Raw genomic sequence first — 15,884 nt, 5'->3', positions numbered from 1 at the left:
CATAGCTTGAAGCCAATTAGGACAAACCTTCATCTGGCAGAGGACCGTCAGCATACCAGTGAGACAGTCGTAGGAATTCTTAACGATATTCAGATTGGGGTAGATTTGAGGTAGCAGAAATTTTTAGGCTCTAAGATCCTTTTATATCAACGGTTGATGCAAAGCTTCCCAAGCTGAATGTCGTGGGTTCGAGTCCCATCACCCGCTTTCAAGTGTTTCAACCTCAAACGCAATTCCAGATAGGGCTTCAGCCCGAGGAGCGGGACGACTGCAGAGCCGAAATTCACCGGCTGCTCAAAATCGGTGACTATCAGTTGGAACTACGAGATTACCTTCATCCCGATCTAGCGGAACCCTTGGAGCAGATTGCTGCCTGGATTGGTGCAACGCCAGCGGCGATGCTGGTGACGTTGCTGCCGGTGGCGGCATCTTTGCTACGGGTCGGTACAGAGCTAGAGATTGATGCCGGGATGGGGTTTGCGGTGCCGCTGATTATCTTCACAGGGCTGGTGACCCCTGCGGGCAGTAAGAAAAGCCCAATTCAGCGGCAGATTTTGGGGCCGCTCTCGCTACTTCAGGTGGAGGCAAATCAGGAGTATGAGTATGCCGCCTCGGACTATGAGGTTGACCTGCGGGAATGGGAGCAGAAGCAAGGTAGAAGAGAGGGGCCTTCGCTCCAGGAAGTCGATGCCACGGGAGCATCACACCTCGGATGCAACATGGGAAGCGATCGCCCCCTGCAACGATAGAACTATCGGGACTGCACTGCCGCCACAAGGCCATTCTTGGATTGGAGGCAACAGGGCACTAACAATCGCTTCCCATGCGTTGAGGACAAATCAAATGACGACCATTTATGTAGCGCAACCCGAGACTGAGCGAATGGTGCGATCGCTCCCTGGCAGAGCAATCATCCTGTAGTTTAGGGCATTTCATTTTTGAGAAGCCTCACGGAGCGAGGCTTCTCAAACATGGCTGAGTTTTACTCTTCGCTGCCCCTGCAATAGACCGTTCCGTTATGGATAGCTAAGGATCGGTTGACGACTGGGCGGATAGGGCACCGCTGGGATCAAGGGGGTTAAACGACCAGACCACCAAAATGGTGGATACTCCGCCACTGCTAGCCGGCGCAAGGTTGAGATAGAAAAAGGGTTCACCATCCTCGGTCTTTAGGGCGTACAGATCACCGCCGCCGTAACCGGGTTCAATCGGCTCAAAGGTAATGCCGGCTTGCTGATACCGGCTCTCTAGCGCCTGATACACATCATCAATGCGGCGATCGTTCAGCCAACGAAATTCATTAATCCCTTCCCGGCGATCGCCATTGGCATCAAAAAACGCATCGGGTTCAGCCACATCCTGCGGTCGTGGCACAATCCCTATGGCCGTTACATCGCCGTCTAAATTGACCAAGTTCGAGACAAACTGCTGCCGAGGAACAGTGGGATCAAACGGTGGAGTAGAGTCAGTGGTTTCAGGCGATTCGGTTGGTTCAGATGATTCGGTTGCCTCGGTCGAATCTGGTGCTGCGCTAGCAGTTTCGGGTGGCGTAGTGGATGCAGGAGCAGAGGACTGCGGTGCGGGTGCGGGCTCAGGTTCTGGTGCAGGCTGGGGGGCGGGGGTCGGTTGGGGTTCCGGTTCCGGTTCCGGTTCCGCTGGCGGAGTCGCCGATAAACTGGCTAAACCAATAATGTCTTCTGATACTTCCGGTTCTTCCAAAACAACCGGTTCTTCTGGCAAGGGCATGACCAGCACAGCCGTGTGGACTGCCGCTGAAATCACAAACATGGGGTGGTACAGAAGTCGCCAAATTAGAGGACGTGTTTGTGGGGTCATGGTTTAGAAAATAAGCTGGAGCAGATTTATGAGCCACCCCAGCCATGAACGTGTGGATGAGTCCTTTTTTAAATGCCTTGCAGAGCTTTAAATGCCTTGCAGAGCGAGGCGTCTAGCTTGGGTTGATCCTGCCTACCCTTGCGCAGAAAATCCTAGATAACTTATTCATGACAATAAGCGCTGTGAGAGAGGTTTCTGCGGAACCTCTCTCACAATCCAAGTAGGATAGCTAGATGTATTCCTGAACATCTTAGTTAGGGCAGTTTTTGCTTGGGGTGTATTCCAACTCCATAGATCAGAGAAGCATTCGCGTCCTATTCTATTCCACTGGGGTCAGGGTTCGTTCTAAGCCCATGACGACTTCAATATCTTGACCGCTGGTTTCTTGCTGATAGACTGTTCCTGCTACCCGCTCATTGACTAAGGTTTGAGCCATTTCATAGGCTTCAGCGGATAACGGGACATAGCCAACAAAGGGGACAACGCTGGGAGCGCTGCTGATGTAGTAGTTCACAAAAGCTTCGACTTCTGGGCGTTCTAGGGCGTCAGTGCGCACATAGATGAACACTGGGCGTGAGAGAGGGGTATAGGTTCCGTTGTTGACACTCTGAGGTGTGGGGGCAACAGGGCCATTCCCAGAATCAATGGCAATAGAACGGAGGGATGACCGATTTTCTTGGTAATAGGCAAAACCAAAGTATCCGATCGCTCCGTCATTTTGTTGGACACCGACAACCAAAATATTATCGTCTTCGCTAGCTGTGTAATCTCCCCGACTTGCCCCTTCTTCTCCCACAATTTCATCGGTGAAGTAATCAAAGGTTCCAGAGTCTGCGCCTGGGCCAAACAGGAGAAGTTCTTGATCGGGCCAGCTTGGATCAATTTGGTTCCAGCTTGTAATAACGCCTTCTGCCGCTGGCTCCCAAATTTGTTGGAGTTGCTCAACGGTCAGTTCAGTAGCCCAAGTGTTGGCTGGGTTAACAACAACGGTGAGGGCATCGTAGGCAACGGGAATTTCAACATATTCGATGCCAGCCTCTGCACAGGCGGCCATCTCTTCGGGTTTGATGGGGCGTGATGCACCACTAATGTCTATTTCACCGCCGCAGAATTTAGCGAATCCGCCACCAGTTCCAGACACCCCAACGACAACATTGGCGTCGTTGGTGCTCATGAATTCTTCTGCCATGGCTTCGGAGATTGGAAACACGGTGCTGGAACCGTCGATCTGAATCAGGGGAGTTTGGGCGATCGCAGTCGGTGAGGTTAACCCAACGGTGGTTAATGCGGTTGCTGCCATCATTGCGATGAAGCGGTTCGTCTTAGAGCGTTGAGAATTCACTACCATGGGTATACTCCGCAGTGCTATAGATCTACATCAACAGTGCCACTGAGAGAATACTGATTTAAGGTTAAGAGAATGGCTTAGGATTGGCGATCAATGTGTTATCAAAAGATTGTTGTTTGGTTAAGATAATTGTTGCAAAATCAATTAACAGTGTTGATTTCACTGGAGTGTTTGGGCGTGAATTTTAGACATTCTGGAAACAAGAATGTTCTGAATGCTTGACGTCTGGGTTATTGAGCTTAGAACGTGGTATTTGAAATCATAATTCTTGGCTTTTCAATGGTTGACGTGTCCAAAATCAATTGAAACATTATGTGATTTAACGCCAACGAAGGAGCCTTTGCGCATACGTCGTTTTACGGAGCCTGAGTTGCCATCCCAACCCGATCGCCCCCAATATCTCGAAGCGATCGCAGCACGACAAGAACATCACGATAGGGTAAAGACTCATCTGCTTTGAGAATGACTGTCCCCTCTGGGTATTGAGCGAGATAGGTTTGCGCAAGTTGGGTCATTTCTGACGATGAAACCGGTTGTGAATCAATTATCAGTTGCCCTTGATTGGTTAAGCCAATCACCAAGGGTTCAGCATCCGGACTTGCCTCAGTGGCTTCACTGGCTTCTCCACCCATCGGTAGGCTAACATTTGGAATTTGTTGACCCGTTAACGTCATGGAAATAATGATGAAAAAGGTTAGCACCGTCATCAAAACATCCAGCATAGGGACAAGATTGACCTCTGGAAGTCCTTGGGGGCGAGTTCGACGCGATCGCATAGTGTTCTCCTAATCGATAGCAAGGGAGACGCGATCGCCGCCGATCACTTTCAGGGCCTCCAACGTGGTGAGGACATCGCTGTAGGGCAGTTGATCATGGGCATGGAAAACGACCTGTCCGTCTGGTGATTCATCCAGGTATCGCATCGTCAGCCGTTCTAACTCTCCTTGGGAGCGAATGCGATCGCGGTTAGCCATAAACTGCCCTTGGGCATCCATTTCAACAAGGAGCGGTTCGGTGGGTGGGCGGCCAGCCGCTAGGTTACTGGGCAACGGAACCTCGACTGCTTGCTGCGCCGTGAGGGACATGGTAATCAATGCAAAAAACGCCAGAATTCCCATCATGACGTTCAGCATGGGAATTAGGTTAATCTCTGGAATGCCGGAGGGGCGCTGTTGTCTAAACCGCATAGTCGCGTTCGCTATCGGATGGGGATGTCTCAACGTGGGGCGCGATCGCCCGTGGCAGACGGTCTTCAGAGAAATAAGACGGCTCATACCAAACTTGACGATAGATGAGCTCTAGTTCGCTCCCGGCATCGGAAAAGTATTCCATTTGCTGAGCTTGCAGCGATACAAAAACGCGGTAAACCAGCAGCGCCAAAATAGCGACTATCATGCCGGCGGCGGTTGTAATCAGTGCTTCTCCAATCCCAGCCGCCGCTTTTGTGGCTTCAGCGGTCGTTCCACCACCACCGACGTTCAGACTGCTAAACGTGGCGATCAGACCGGTAACGGTTCCGAGTAGTCCTAGCAATGGCGCGATTGCCACCACCGTTTCCAGTAATTTATCGCCCTTGTGCATCTGGGCAAATTCGCGATCGCCCGCTGCTTCTAGGGCCAGCCGAAAGGTTTCGGGGGTGGGGTAGTGGAGCTTTAGGGGAGCCAGCAAAAAACGCCCAATGGGTAAGTATTGCGAATGTTCGGCGATCGCCCGTGCGTCATCTAGATCATGCTGGCTCGCATCCAAAACATCATGGACGATACGATCTTCCTGACTGAGTAGCCGAAACCAAAACCAGAGGCGATCTAACGCACAAGATAGCGTTAGCACCGATAGCAGCAACAGCGGCCACATGACAGGGCCACCGCGCAAAAACAGATCGTAAAGGGTTGTCATAAGGGCGGTTGGTGAGGCAGAAACCGGATGGCAAGAGACAGAAAAAACGGCACCTAACCAGTACAGTTCGGTGAATGAAGTCTGGTAAAGGGCACTGGAACAACATGACTGGGCATCATTGCTCGAATTCTACCGAAGCGATCGCGGTTTTCCATGTATTGCAGCCGACACTGTGATCTACGCGACCGGAATCGCGATTATTCAACGCCCCTCGTTATGGAGAAAACAGCGAATGATCATGGGGATGGGATGAGATTTGAAGGGTTGAGGCCACGACTATACTCAATGCAATGCGGAAAATGGTCGAGAATGGTTGGAGGGCGTTTGAAAAGCTGGCTGAGCAGTAAAAAGCTCACACGGTTTAGGCTGAGATTAGTAAAGCTACAGCCCTGTAAGAGCGATGAGTAAAGCCTACACCAGTACGTTAACTAGTTGGCTATGGGGAATCAGCACATTCCCCGGCTGAAAGTGGTGGGCATAGCCCGCCTGGGTCTCTGTTAAATCCCTCGCCTTCAGCCGCTTCACCATCAAACTCTGGCCGAGGGCTCCTTCTGCCTTCAGATCCTCTCTCACGAGCTGAGTAGTCGCTGACCGCTTCTGGTCGGTGCCCGCCAACAGCAAGGTCTTCTGGCGTTCCTCTGGGGCCACAGATAGCGTCCTGACTTTTAAGCGACTTCATGGGCTGAGATGCTGAAGGTTTTCTGGTTTTCATCTCATCTCACAAGCCTGGTACGCGCTCGATCAGGTTTCTGACAACTAGCATCTCAAACTGAGAGCGAATGGCTTTAGCGAGGACGCGATCGCGCATCAGCACCCCGGCCTCAATGTTGCGTTCATGGGCAGCCTCGGTGAAGTTGGCGGAGGTGATCAGCAGGCGCTCTTCATCGACGACGACGCACTTGGCGTGGAGGCAGGCGTTAGACTCAGCGGTCATCAGCATGGTGCGAGGGTCATGGAAGACCTCTGGTAGGCGTTGACCTGGCCAGACGTGGTGGCGAAAGGTTTCGGCAAACTGCCGGAGCAAGACAGAGGCTGGGGTACGGTCTTGGTACTTACGTTTGACGTTCAGGAACATTCTAACTTGGAGGTCAGGATTGGTATCCATTCGGTTGGCCAAGGGACGAAAGAGGTCATAACCCTTGGTGCCTTGGTCGATGGCAAAGCTGGAAATTAGCACGCTGTGCCGAGCGCTGCTAAATAGCTCACGCACCACAATGCCAGTGTCTCGGCTTTCGGTACCAGATACCTCTGGCCCTGTCCACACTAGGTCTACCTGATCTTGTTTAGCCTGATGTGCAGCACGCTCCTCGGCCAGCAATTGGAGCATGTAGGCAAGCTGTCTGGAGGTTATGCCTTGCTGGTGCAGATGATTGATTTCTTGTACAACTGCGGCTAACTCCTGCTCAGGCATATAGGTACAGAGGGAGACAGCGGTTACTGGCAGACTAAGTCTGCCAGCCTCTAGAGCCTCAGCCATTCCCACCAGAGCCGGGCGACTCAGCCGTACAAAAGGAGACATCAGGACACTCCGTCAGCAAAGAACTCAGCCCCTAACCTCTCAACAGTGCTAGTGACTAAGGCGCGATCGAGCATTTCGTTGCGTCGTTCGCAGGAGGTTTCGGCAATCAGCAGGCAACCGTGGCAGGCAGCCCCGTGCAGGAATCGATCTTCCTGGACATTATCGGGTTTGTGCTGGACGCAGACGGGGTCGTTGGAGCAGAGCCGGCCTTGCTCTAGAGCCCTGCTGAGATGGTCTTCAATGCGTCTACCGACTTCGACTAGACCTCCCAGGGTGCCTTCGGAGCCGGAGGTGCCAGTATGAAGCAGGATGCCATAGCCGATGTCGGGGAAGGCATAGATGCGCTCGCGGATGGCGCTGGAGGAATAGCCACATTCGAGAGATACAGCGGTGATCAGCAGGTGGGAGAGGGAATGGAGCATGATGTAGGCTTCGCCCGGAAAGTTGTCCTTGTCCTCAGGGATGCCTCGGTTCTTGGCCCAGCGACTAAAGCCACGGCTGAGGGCTTTGCCTCGCTCTTTGACGCTTTTTTGTTGTTGCCAGCGTTCTACCTGTTCTTTGTTGAAGCTGATGAAAACCCCCTCCCCTAGGTTCTCAATAGCTGGCACCCAATGGGTTTCAAAGTCTAGGTTGGTTCTGCGGACGCCAATTTCCAAGTCGTCGATTTCCCCTTCGATGTTAGTTTGGGCTGCTTCAAAACGGGTAAAGCCAATTAGGGCCAGTACTTCCCGTAGGCGATGCACTAGAACGACTTTATCGATGAAGGGTTGCCATTTAGAATCCAGCAAACTGGGGTTGCGGATATAGCCTTCAAAGATTTTGTCGCTAGAGGGGGCTTCTTTACCTTTTTCTTCGGGGCACGCTAGCAAGGCTTCCAGTTCTACCTGTTTAATACTTTTGTCAGGGATAGATAGACCGGCTTTGCGGCGCTTAATTTCAGCCCAGACGGCCTCGGCACCAAACTCTGTCAGGTTTGAGAATTTATTCTTTCGCAGTTCCTTGGTGACATCGGCAATATCTTCGGTGTATTGTAGGTCTTCTTCGTAGAAGCCATCAACGGCTTTCTTCAGGTCAGCGTCCTTATCAGGCATGGAGATGACGCTTAGGATCTGGCTAAAGTAGGCGTTGCTGGCCGATCGCACCAACAGTCGATTGTACTCAGGCTGGTCGGTAGCAATAATCTCACCTGTGTCACTGACCCGATGGCGACGACAGGGTTCCTTACCTTGGGGACCAAGCCAGGGGCGATGCCCTTCACAAGCTCCCAGCACCTTGGAGTTGGGGACTTTGGCCTGGGATAGGGGGCGCAGGCTGCCGCACTGCTCGCACCGTACGAAGATTTCTTCAAAGTCGTTGCCGGATCCGGCTTCATCCAGCCAGAGTTGGCCTCGGCATTTGGACTGGACGTCGTTATGGACGAAGGCATTCCAGTTAATGTCACTGAGGTGGCCATTGGTGCATGCCTGCACAAAGCGCACCGGGACGGCCTGCACTCGCTTGCCTTCAAACTTGGCTCCCCCTTTGACGGCGCTCCAAGCAATCAGGGGACGGGTGCGGTAGGTTTTGCCAGCCCGATCAAGGGTGCGATCGATCTGGGCAAGGAAGCAAGTGGGAAATACAAAGGCATCAACCCCACTGATAGGCGCTTTGGGATCGCTGGTTTTGCTAGGGGGCCCTAAGAGTTTGATGTCGTGCCCGTCTGGCAGATTCAGGCTCTTCGCTACCTTATATGTAAGACGATCTTCTCGGATGTAGGGCTTTTCACCTTTCCAGTAGCTCAGTCCCGAAATAATCACTGACCGGGTAGGGAGGTCTACCATCGAGCCAGGGCCAAAGGTCGTAAGTAACTGGCTCTGGCGGAGTTCGCCATTGGCTTTTTTGGGTTTATTAGGCTGATTCATGCCTCGTCTCCTTCTACGGCAGTCAGGGTATAGGGATCGCGAATCCACAGGTTGACGGTGGCTTCTACATCGCGCAGACTGCGCTGGGTTTTGAACTTGCGCTCATCGGCGGGGCGCTTCTCAGCTTTAATATCTAGGGCGTCTATCAGTAGGGCCGGGGCTAAGTCTGCCTCATTTTGGTATTGCAGCCGCTGGTCGCGGGTTAAGATGCGCTCCCAGGTGTCGAGTAGGTCGATGACCTGCGATCGCACCCTTACCCGCAGATTATTCGACGTTTCGTGATCTAAACCTGGACTGTGGCCCTCGGCCCGCTGGGCAATGGCCTCCACCATGGCCTCGACGGCTGCCCGTTGGTCAGTCAGGTTAGAGGCTCCCATGGGGCTGGTCATCGCGGGCACACCCAATCGTGCCAGGGCAACGGTGACACCGGCCAAGCCGCGATCTAGTGCCCGAGGCGAGAAGGGGGTGACGCTGGTGGCTTCGACGGCTCGGTAGAAGCTATTGTGCCAGCTCTGAAAGCGTTCGTAATGGGAGCGATCGCGGGGGCGATGAATGTTCATCAGCGTCACCACTAAACCCGGCTTATTTTGGGCCCGCCCTACTCGGCTGGTGGCCTGAATGTATTCGGCAGCGGTCTTGGGTTGACCTAGCACCACCATCAGACCCAGGCGCACGATGTCGAGTCCCACGGAAATCATATTGGTGGCTAGGGCTACATCCACCCGTTCTTTGTCGTGGAAGGGGGTAGAGAGGCGGCGTTTGGTATTGGCGATTTTGTCGGTGCTCACCCGCGACGTCAGCTCCTCGGGCATCTCGTCGATTTTGCGATTGAGGAAGGGGCCAACTAGCTCGCCCTGCCGCAGGCGATCGCTGTACTGCGTTAGACGAGAATTCACCTCATCTTCCACAATACGGCGACTGCCCCCCAGTTCCCGTAGCGAGTTGAAATAGCCCATCAAGGTCATGTAGGGGTCGGCGGGGTTGTCTTTGTTGCGCTTGCCTCCAGCTTCTTCCCACTGTTTTTGAGCGGCAGCCAGCAGGGCCAAATAGGCCCGCAGCAAAATCACCTTCAGACTGCGGCCCTGGGCGGCCACTCCCACGTAGAGCCGACCGGGTACGGTAAAGTCGGTTTTGGCAAAGAAGGAATCGTGGCGATCGGGGCCGGGGGGCGGAAAGATATCCACGTGACTGCGGCCAAAGAGGGCCTGGATTTGGCGGCTGGCTCGCCGCACGGTGGCTGTGGAGGCAATTACTTTGGGACGAATCATTTGGCCCTTCTCTTCGCGACTGCACAGGGCATCGATCGCCGTCTCATAGAGACCGACCATCGTTCCCAGGGGGCCAGAAATCAGGTGTAGCTCATCCTGAATAATCAGGTCGGGCGGAGGGAGATAGGCCTCTAGGGGACGACCTGCCAGGGTAGCATCGCCAGGGCTGCAGAAGCCTTCGCCGTCTTGGTAGTGGGTGACGCGACCAAACAGGGCCCCGGTTTGCCCCACCCAGGGTAGGGCGGCGAATTTATCGACTGTGGCGATGATGAAACAGGGCAGACGCCGGTAGATCGGCTCGTCTACGGCCAGAATTGGAAGGGGGTTGCGGCTGCGGAAATCGCAGCTCCGGTTGACGCACACAACCTTAAGGTTTTTGGGGGCGTCTTCGGTGGGTAGGAGTTGGAAGGAGTTGGTGGTAAATCCCTCGCCGCACCAGGGGCAGCGCTCTAGGGGAATGGGCGAGGGCTTGCTCTTGCTGTCGCGCTTAAAGGCTAACGTCCGCTCTCGGGCCGAATACTCATCCTTATCGCCCCGCTTGCCCATGCGGTTGGGGGTGGCCCCTTGGCCCACCCAGAGACCAATTTCAAAGGGCCAGGTGCCCAATCTGTCGGGTACGTTTTGCCGCTCTAGCTCTAGGGCGCAGATCAACCGCGAGGCCCGCTCTAGCTGGTCGAGGGTGAGCAGGCGCAGGGTGTAGCGCATCAGAACACTCATGCCAGCGGCCTGGATGCCGGGGTACTTGAGCCGGCGCAAAATCAGGGTGAAGGCGGCTAGGCCCAGGTAGGCCTCAGTCTTGCCGCCGCCGGTGGGGAAAAACAGCAGGTCTACGGTCTTGCGATCGCCATGGCTAGGATCAGTCAGCCCCACCAGGTTGAGCAAAATGAAAGCAAGCTGAAAAGGTCGCCAGGTCGGTTCGGCAAAGCTTTCTGGGGGTTGCCCCTCTTCTTGGCTGAGCTGGCGGCGGCGGGCCGTGGCGATCGCCCGATTGGCCACCTGAAATGCCTCTAACACCTGGGGGTCTTGGAGCGCATTAAGACCGGCTTCGATGCGATCGCAGGCGTAATTGGCCTGATCCAGCAGTTTCCGGGCCACATCGGCGGCATCCTGGGGGCTAATGGCTATGGCCCGCTGGGTAGCAATCCAGGCACGATATTCAGTCACCACTGACCCCACCATGCCGCGAATGGTGGCGGCATCGGCGGCTTGTGCTAGAGATTCCATGCCAAGCTGTACCCCTTGGGGGGCACTCGGAGCCACGCGGGGCACTTCGGCGATGGGAATCCAGGTGGTGCAGACGTCGGTGCAGCGGCTGCCGTCGGGGTTTAGAGCTAGGGCGGAGACGTTGTGACCCACGGCAAATTCGTAGTCGTTGCGATACTGGAGGGCGGCGATCGCTTCATCTGGGTCTTTGGTGTTGACGCTACGCGGGTCGGGTCGGGGTACAAATCCCTCGGGGCAATGGAGGCTGAGATGGGTCTGAAAGGCAAAGGTGGCGTCGCGCTCCCCAGTGGTCACCGGACGGTAGTTGACCAAGAAAACCGACACGGTTTTGGTGCCGTAGGGAAAGCGATCGTCTCGTACCGAGCGACAGGTGACCACCAGGTTGAGGCCACTGCCGTCGGGGATGTCGATCGCGAATGGCTCTGGCCGTTCTTCAATGGGAATAGTCAGGGTGGTCTGGTGGGGCACCCGCTGCCAGTATTCTGCTTTTTTCTTGCGCTTAGATTTGCCTTGGTCGTCGTCAAGGTCTTCTTCCTCAGATTCTAGGGGGATGTAGTCACCCCAACTGACCTGGGCATCTAGGGTCGTGGTTTTGCCCGATAGCAAGAAGCTTAGTCCCATGGATGAGGGAAACAGGGCCTTGCGGGCGGCGGCTTTTTCGGGGGTTTTGCTATCTTCGCTGGAGTCGTTCTGACTGACGGCTTCGGGGATATCGTCGTCGGCATCGTCGTCGGAGCGAACATCAGGCGGCGCACCGAAGGGGGCCAAAAAGCCGGTGAGGTACCACTTCGATGGCGTTTGATCGAGGATTTCTTGGGCGTGGGCGATGTCGTCGGGGGTGGGGCCCACGAGGTCGAGGTTGAGGGCATCCACCAACGTGTCGCGAATTTCGGCGGAGGTGGTCATGGTTTATGTTTGTAGGGCTAGAAGCTTCGTAACGTCGAGTTTTGCGGACCTCACTCTAGACGAGGAAAAGCCAGACTTGCAACCGTTTGATGCGGCATTGCTGGATAGCAGGATGAATTGCCCTCATCCCCACCCCTTCTACCTAGGGAGAAGGGAGCTAAAACTCTTGTCCCCTATCCTTTTGGGAGAGGGCTAGGGTGAGGGTAGATGGTGCGGTTTAGACCTAGATTCAGCAACGCCCGTTTGATGCAAGTGTTTTATTTGGCTCATGGTTCAGGCTCTTCTTGATCAATGCGGACAGTTCCTTTCTGGATAATCCATAGCTTTTCAGTAATATCCATGGTTTTTAACGCATTCACTAAGGTTTGCATGGCTTCTAACAAATCGGGATAACGCAACAGATCTTGCCCACGATCGCCAATAGTTTCGTCTAGCTTAAACTTCATGCTATCGATTCCATGGAGATGTCTACAAATCGTTCTCGCGCCAGTTCTGCTCCATAGGCTAAACAGGCTAAAACATCTTCCATAGCCAACTGTGGGTATTCTTCTAAAATTTCTGGAATCGTCATGCCGCTGGCCATGAAGTCTAAAATCAGTGATACCCAAATGCGATGTCCCTTGATACAGGGTTTGCCAAAGCAAATGTTGGGGTTTACAGAAATACGTTGTAATAGTTCCTGTCGATTCATAGTTAGCTACTCCGATTTGAAAACCTTGTTCCGGCTCCCTTCGCCCTCTGGGAAAGGGGTTGGGGATGAGGGTCAGGAAGGCTTTGCGATCGCACGGGGCTTTCCGACCCATCACATTTTGATCATCCATCAGCTTGATTATCCATAAGCTATCTCCTGATATTCAATAATGGCGGCGATCGCCAATACAACCTCTTGCAAATCAGCGCTAGGCAAAACATCCAGTCTGCGAACAAAGTGTCTTGCATCGATACTGCGTAACTGCAAAACATCTGCGGCAGAAGGTTTAGACAAACCGTTTTCTTCTGTAGGTTCGATATATACATGCCAAATATTGGAGACGAAGTAAGACTTCCAATCGGTCATGGGGACGACCTATTTTAAGGGCAATTTACCAATTAAGTCAGAATTTACAACAACGACTGGGCGGGTCTTTTTGATTTCTGAACCAATCGTAGGATCTAAGTTAACTAGCCATATTTTGCCTCGTTTAGGGTTCATCATCAGTGACCCCTACATCCAGGTTTACCCAATCTTGCCAGTCTAGATCTTGTGTGTAGTGTTCTCTCCTGGCTTCGGCTTGGGTGGCTAAAAGTTGCCGACGTTCTGCCATGGGCAGTTTCATAAAGGCCCGCCGATCAATGCCTGCTTTGGGGGGTTGATCTGGCTTTTGAATAATGACAATGACTTCTACCGTTTGGCCAACGGTTAAGTCGTCTAGGGCAATGTCTAGGCGGCTACCGGGTTGGACGGTGGTGGTTAGGTAGTGAGTTTGTTTCACGGTAGTGCCTCCAGGGTTTCCTCTTCCATCATAGGTTTGCTCACGGGCTACACCTCCATACCGGGAATTGTAGGGGCGTCTGGCTTGGACTTGCCCCGTTTCGGCTTTTTGCCCTCTGCTTTTTGCTCTGCTGCTTTATGGCCGCGCACTTCTTCTAGGTGGCGCTGTTGGTTGAGGTCGAGGAGGCGGGCGAGCACTTCGTCGTGGGTGGCTTCGGGCCATTTGTAGCGCCAGGGAAGTTTACGTCTGCCGGTGCGCACTAGGCTATCAAAGGCGGCGGCTTCGTCGGCGGTGGGGAAGAAGAGGTCACCGCTGGCCATGCGCTCAGCAGCGACCGGGGGGAGGTCGTCGTCGGTGTCGAGGTAGTCGAGGGCGAAGCCGCAGGTGGTGTCGATGTCGGGCCAGCCGTAGGCGGCGAGGACGGCGCGATCCATCTGCTCGTGCAGGTGGCGGAGGTGGAGGATGTCGGGGTCGCGTTCTTCGGGGTCGTGGAAGCGGTTGTAGGTGTCGGTGAGGCCCTGGTTGTTACGCACCATGAGGTCGGCGCGGTAGTCATAGTAGGTTTTGCCGATCGCTTCTAGGGTGGGGTCGGTTTCCCAGTTTTCGGGAAAGGGGAAGGTTTCAAAGCATTTTGAAGGGGTGTATTGTAAGTCGTCTTTCAGCGTAGAACTGAAGAATCGTGTCCATGCTTCATGCACTCTTGATTGCAAGATGCAAAACGGGGCGCTGTGACTCATTGGGAAAACAACTATTTTTTCGTTGTAAACTACCCCACTAGGCAAAAATGTAAAAGCAAACGCATTGCCAATTCGAGAGATAACCAAAACCCGATCGCACTCAGCGATCGCTCTAACCAAAGCAGGTGTTGTTTCTCCAAATCGCCACCAATATCGCGCACGAATTTCGCGTTTTTGAGCCAATCTCGCAGGCTTTACCTTCTCCTCAACAATTGCCATCAAATCTTTCCACTGCCTAGCCTCTGTCTCACTCATCTCCCCAAAATTAATCACATATCGATGATGGGCATGGGTAGGACTGCTGTTCACTTCCTCGCCACCAATATAAGGAAAGATACGCTCAGCATTGCGGGGATCTTTTTCAATCAGGCGGTGCATTTCCTCAATCGAGGTTGCGTCAGGATTGCTGTCATCAAAGGTAAAACCCATCCCCAATACAATGCTGCCCTGGAAACTCTTATTCTTATTCGCTACCAATACATGAGGGTCATCGTGGCCGCCTTTAGCAAACAAAAACGCGGTAATTTTTTCCACTGGACGACCATCCAGCAACATCGGCACATTGGGAGGTAGGGTTGGCATGATGTTGACCTATTCGTTATGGAGTTTCTTGGCGGGTTTGTGGTAGTAACACATCAGACAGTTCAGAATAGTGTTTAAATAGCGTGTCAATACTGGCTAGATTGGCTTGGTAGACCAACGCCGTGGCAATAATGAGTCGATCAAAAGGATCTTTATGCATGGGCGATAGATTTACGGCCCGAATTGCCACCTCAGCCTGTAGCGGCATGAGCTCAATGCCAGAGGGTGCAAGGGCTAGTGATAACCAATCTTCTAAGGGAGTTGGCAACATTAGCCGTCTTTTTTGATGGGCCAAGGCAATTTCATAGCAGGATACAGGAGAGACGCCTACAGTCTGAGCTGTCTCAATTTCATCGCGCCAGAATGTTGGAAAACGATCAAACTCACGATTGATAAACCAAAACCAAATATGGGTATCTAGCACCACTATTTGAGACATTCCCAATCTTCCTCATCCACGATTGGGCTAACCATGTCGCCCAGGGTTTGCCCACCACCCGCAATGCTCAACGGTGGAGAACGCCGGGGCACCGTTCCATTCTCCGGCTGAGTTACGGATGGGGCCGGTGAACGATTTTCCGATGGGAAGGCTACGCCATCGCGATGGCTCAGAAAATCAATGAAATCTTCTACTTCCAAAATGCGCTGAATCGGCATTTGGCGAATTTTTTCGAGTAGCCGTTGCTCTAGTTCGACATTCATTGAGTATCCTCCATTGCGTCAGCTTGCTTCCAAATATGTACCAAGCTCACCACCACCGCCGCCACCCCCGGCCAACGATAGCGACGGGTGGCGTTATAAATGATGCCTCCATGATGGCAGATGTATCGTAGACCCGTACTGCGCGTATCTCCCTGGGCGATGGTGTTCGTCGCAATCAGGCCAAAAGCCCCACCGTGGCGAATGATCGTAAACGCCCGGCGGAAAAAATGCGCTACCAAGTCTGCATTGCCGTGGGCTTCGGGATGCACAACCTTAAGCCAATCTACATAGCCGTCAGGGTTGCTGTTGATGGTGGTATTTTTGCCCGCAAAGGGTGGATTCCCCACGATCGCATCAAACCCTGGATTTTCTCGGTCAAACACCTCTGGAAACTCAATTTCCCAGCTAAACGGCGTGATGGGCTTCTCGGCGTTGCGAAGGGAGTCGCGGATGGCCCTCACCCCAACCCCTCTCCCACGGGGAGAGGGGCTTT

At 53.5% G+C, this 15,884-nt stretch carries 17 protein-coding genes and 1 pseudogene; 1 reads left to right on the top strand and 17 read right to left on the bottom strand.

The window, feature by feature from the left end; translation table 11 throughout:
* Positions 1-182 precede the first annotated feature (182 nt).
* The gene (locus V6D20_15820; protein ID HEY9817248.1) at positions 183-749 is read left to right on the top strand and encodes a DUF3987 domain-containing protein; all 567 of its coding nucleotides are present in this window, start codon (positions 183-185) and stop codon (positions 747-749) included.
* Between the two features lie 277 nt (positions 750-1,026).
* On the opposite strand, the gene V6D20_15815 is transcribed toward V6D20_15820, so the two are convergent.
* The 17 genes and pseudogenes from V6D20_15815 to V6D20_15735 all read right to left on the bottom strand — a co-directional run.
* Positions 1,027-1,836, bottom strand: coding sequence for a hypothetical protein (locus V6D20_15815; protein ID HEY9817247.1), 810 nt, complete (start codon positions 1,834-1,836; stop codon positions 1,027-1,029).
* 319 nt (positions 1,837-2,155) lie between these two features.
* Positions 2,156-3,184, bottom strand: coding sequence for a PstS family phosphate ABC transporter substrate-binding protein (locus tag V6D20_15810; GenBank protein HEY9817246.1), 1,029 nt, complete (start codon positions 3,182-3,184; stop codon positions 2,156-2,158).
* Between the two features lie 356 nt (positions 3,185-3,540).
* Positions 3,541-3,960, bottom strand: coding sequence for a biopolymer transporter ExbD (locus V6D20_15805; protein ID HEY9817245.1), 420 nt, complete (start codon positions 3,958-3,960; stop codon positions 3,541-3,543).
* Positions 3,961-3,969: 9 nt separating this feature from the next.
* Entirely contained in the window at positions 3,970-4,371 is a 402-nt protein-coding gene (locus tag V6D20_15800) for a biopolymer transporter ExbD (protein HEY9817244.1), read from the bottom strand.
* Positions 4,361-5,080, bottom strand: coding sequence for a MotA/TolQ/ExbB proton channel family protein (locus tag V6D20_15795; protein HEY9817243.1), 720 nt, complete (start codon positions 5,078-5,080; stop codon positions 4,361-4,363). The genes V6D20_15800 and V6D20_15795 overlap by 11 nt, the downstream gene beginning before the upstream one ends.
* 411 nt (positions 5,081-5,491) lie before the next feature.
* Entirely contained in the window at positions 5,492-5,728 is a 237-nt protein-coding gene (locus V6D20_15790; protein HEY9817242.1) for a hypothetical protein, read from the bottom strand.
* Between the two features lie 70 nt (positions 5,729-5,798).
* Positions 5,799-6,599, bottom strand: a complete 801-nt coding sequence (gene drmC / locus V6D20_15785; protein HEY9817241.1) for a DISARM system phospholipase D-like protein DrmC — start codon at positions 6,597-6,599, stop codon at positions 5,799-5,801.
* Positions 6,599-8,500: a DUF1998 domain-containing protein gene (locus V6D20_15780; GenBank protein ID HEY9817240.1), complete on the bottom strand. Its 1,902-nt coding sequence runs from the start codon at positions 8,498-8,500 to the stop codon at positions 6,599-6,601. Before V6D20_15780 ends, drmC begins: the two co-directional genes overlap by 1 nt.
* Positions 8,497-11,898, bottom strand: a complete 3,402-nt coding sequence (gene drmA, locus V6D20_15775; protein HEY9817239.1) for a DISARM system helicase DrmA — start codon at positions 11,896-11,898, stop codon at positions 8,497-8,499. The genes V6D20_15780 and drmA overlap by 4 nt, the downstream gene beginning before the upstream one ends.
* A gap of 266 nt (positions 11,899-12,164) precedes the next feature.
* A complete protein-coding gene (locus V6D20_15770) occupies positions 12,165-12,344 on the bottom strand; it encodes a hypothetical protein (GenBank protein HEY9817238.1) in 180 nt (59 codons plus the stop codon).
* Entirely contained in the window at positions 12,341-12,589 is a 249-nt protein-coding gene (locus V6D20_15765; GenBank protein ID HEY9817237.1) for a DUF433 domain-containing protein, read from the bottom strand. Before V6D20_15765 ends, V6D20_15770 begins: the two co-directional genes overlap by 4 nt.
* Before the next feature lie 138 nt (positions 12,590-12,727).
* Positions 12,728-13,090, bottom strand: a pseudogene (locus V6D20_15760) (type II toxin-antitoxin system PemK/MazF family toxin).
* Positions 13,080-13,370 (bottom strand): hypothetical protein, encoded by a 291-nt coding sequence (locus V6D20_15755; GenBank protein HEY9817236.1) that lies wholly within the window; start codon positions 13,368-13,370, stop codon positions 13,080-13,082. The pseudogene V6D20_15760 and the gene V6D20_15755 overlap by 11 nt, the downstream one beginning before the upstream one ends.
* Positions 13,371-13,417: 47 nt before the next feature.
* Complete coding sequence (locus V6D20_15750) at positions 13,418-14,689, bottom strand: type IIL restriction-modification enzyme MmeI (protein HEY9817235.1); 1,272 nt, start codon at positions 14,687-14,689, stop codon at positions 13,418-13,420.
* A 16-nt stretch (positions 14,690-14,705) separates the two neighbouring features.
* The gene (locus tag V6D20_15745; GenBank protein HEY9817234.1) at positions 14,706-15,128 is read right to left on the bottom strand and encodes a PIN domain-containing protein; all 423 of its coding nucleotides are present in this window, start codon (positions 15,126-15,128) and stop codon (positions 14,706-14,708) included.
* Complete coding sequence (locus V6D20_15740) at positions 15,116-15,391, bottom strand: hypothetical protein (protein HEY9817233.1); 276 nt, start codon at positions 15,389-15,391, stop codon at positions 15,116-15,118. The genes V6D20_15745 and V6D20_15740 overlap by 13 nt, the downstream gene beginning before the upstream one ends.
* On the bottom strand, positions 15,388-15,884 hold a 497-nt coding region (locus V6D20_15735), incomplete at its 5' end, for a DNA methyltransferase (GenBank protein HEY9817232.1). The genes V6D20_15735 and V6D20_15740, both read right to left, overlap by 4 nt.

The organism is Candidatus Obscuribacterales bacterium (assembly GCA_036703605.1).
In the GTDB taxonomy this organism is placed as follows: domain Bacteria; phylum Cyanobacteriota; class Cyanobacteriia; order RECH01; family RECH01; genus RECH01.
Note: the sequence above shows the minus strand (reverse complement) of the source record. Positions and strands in the feature narration are given on the sequence as shown.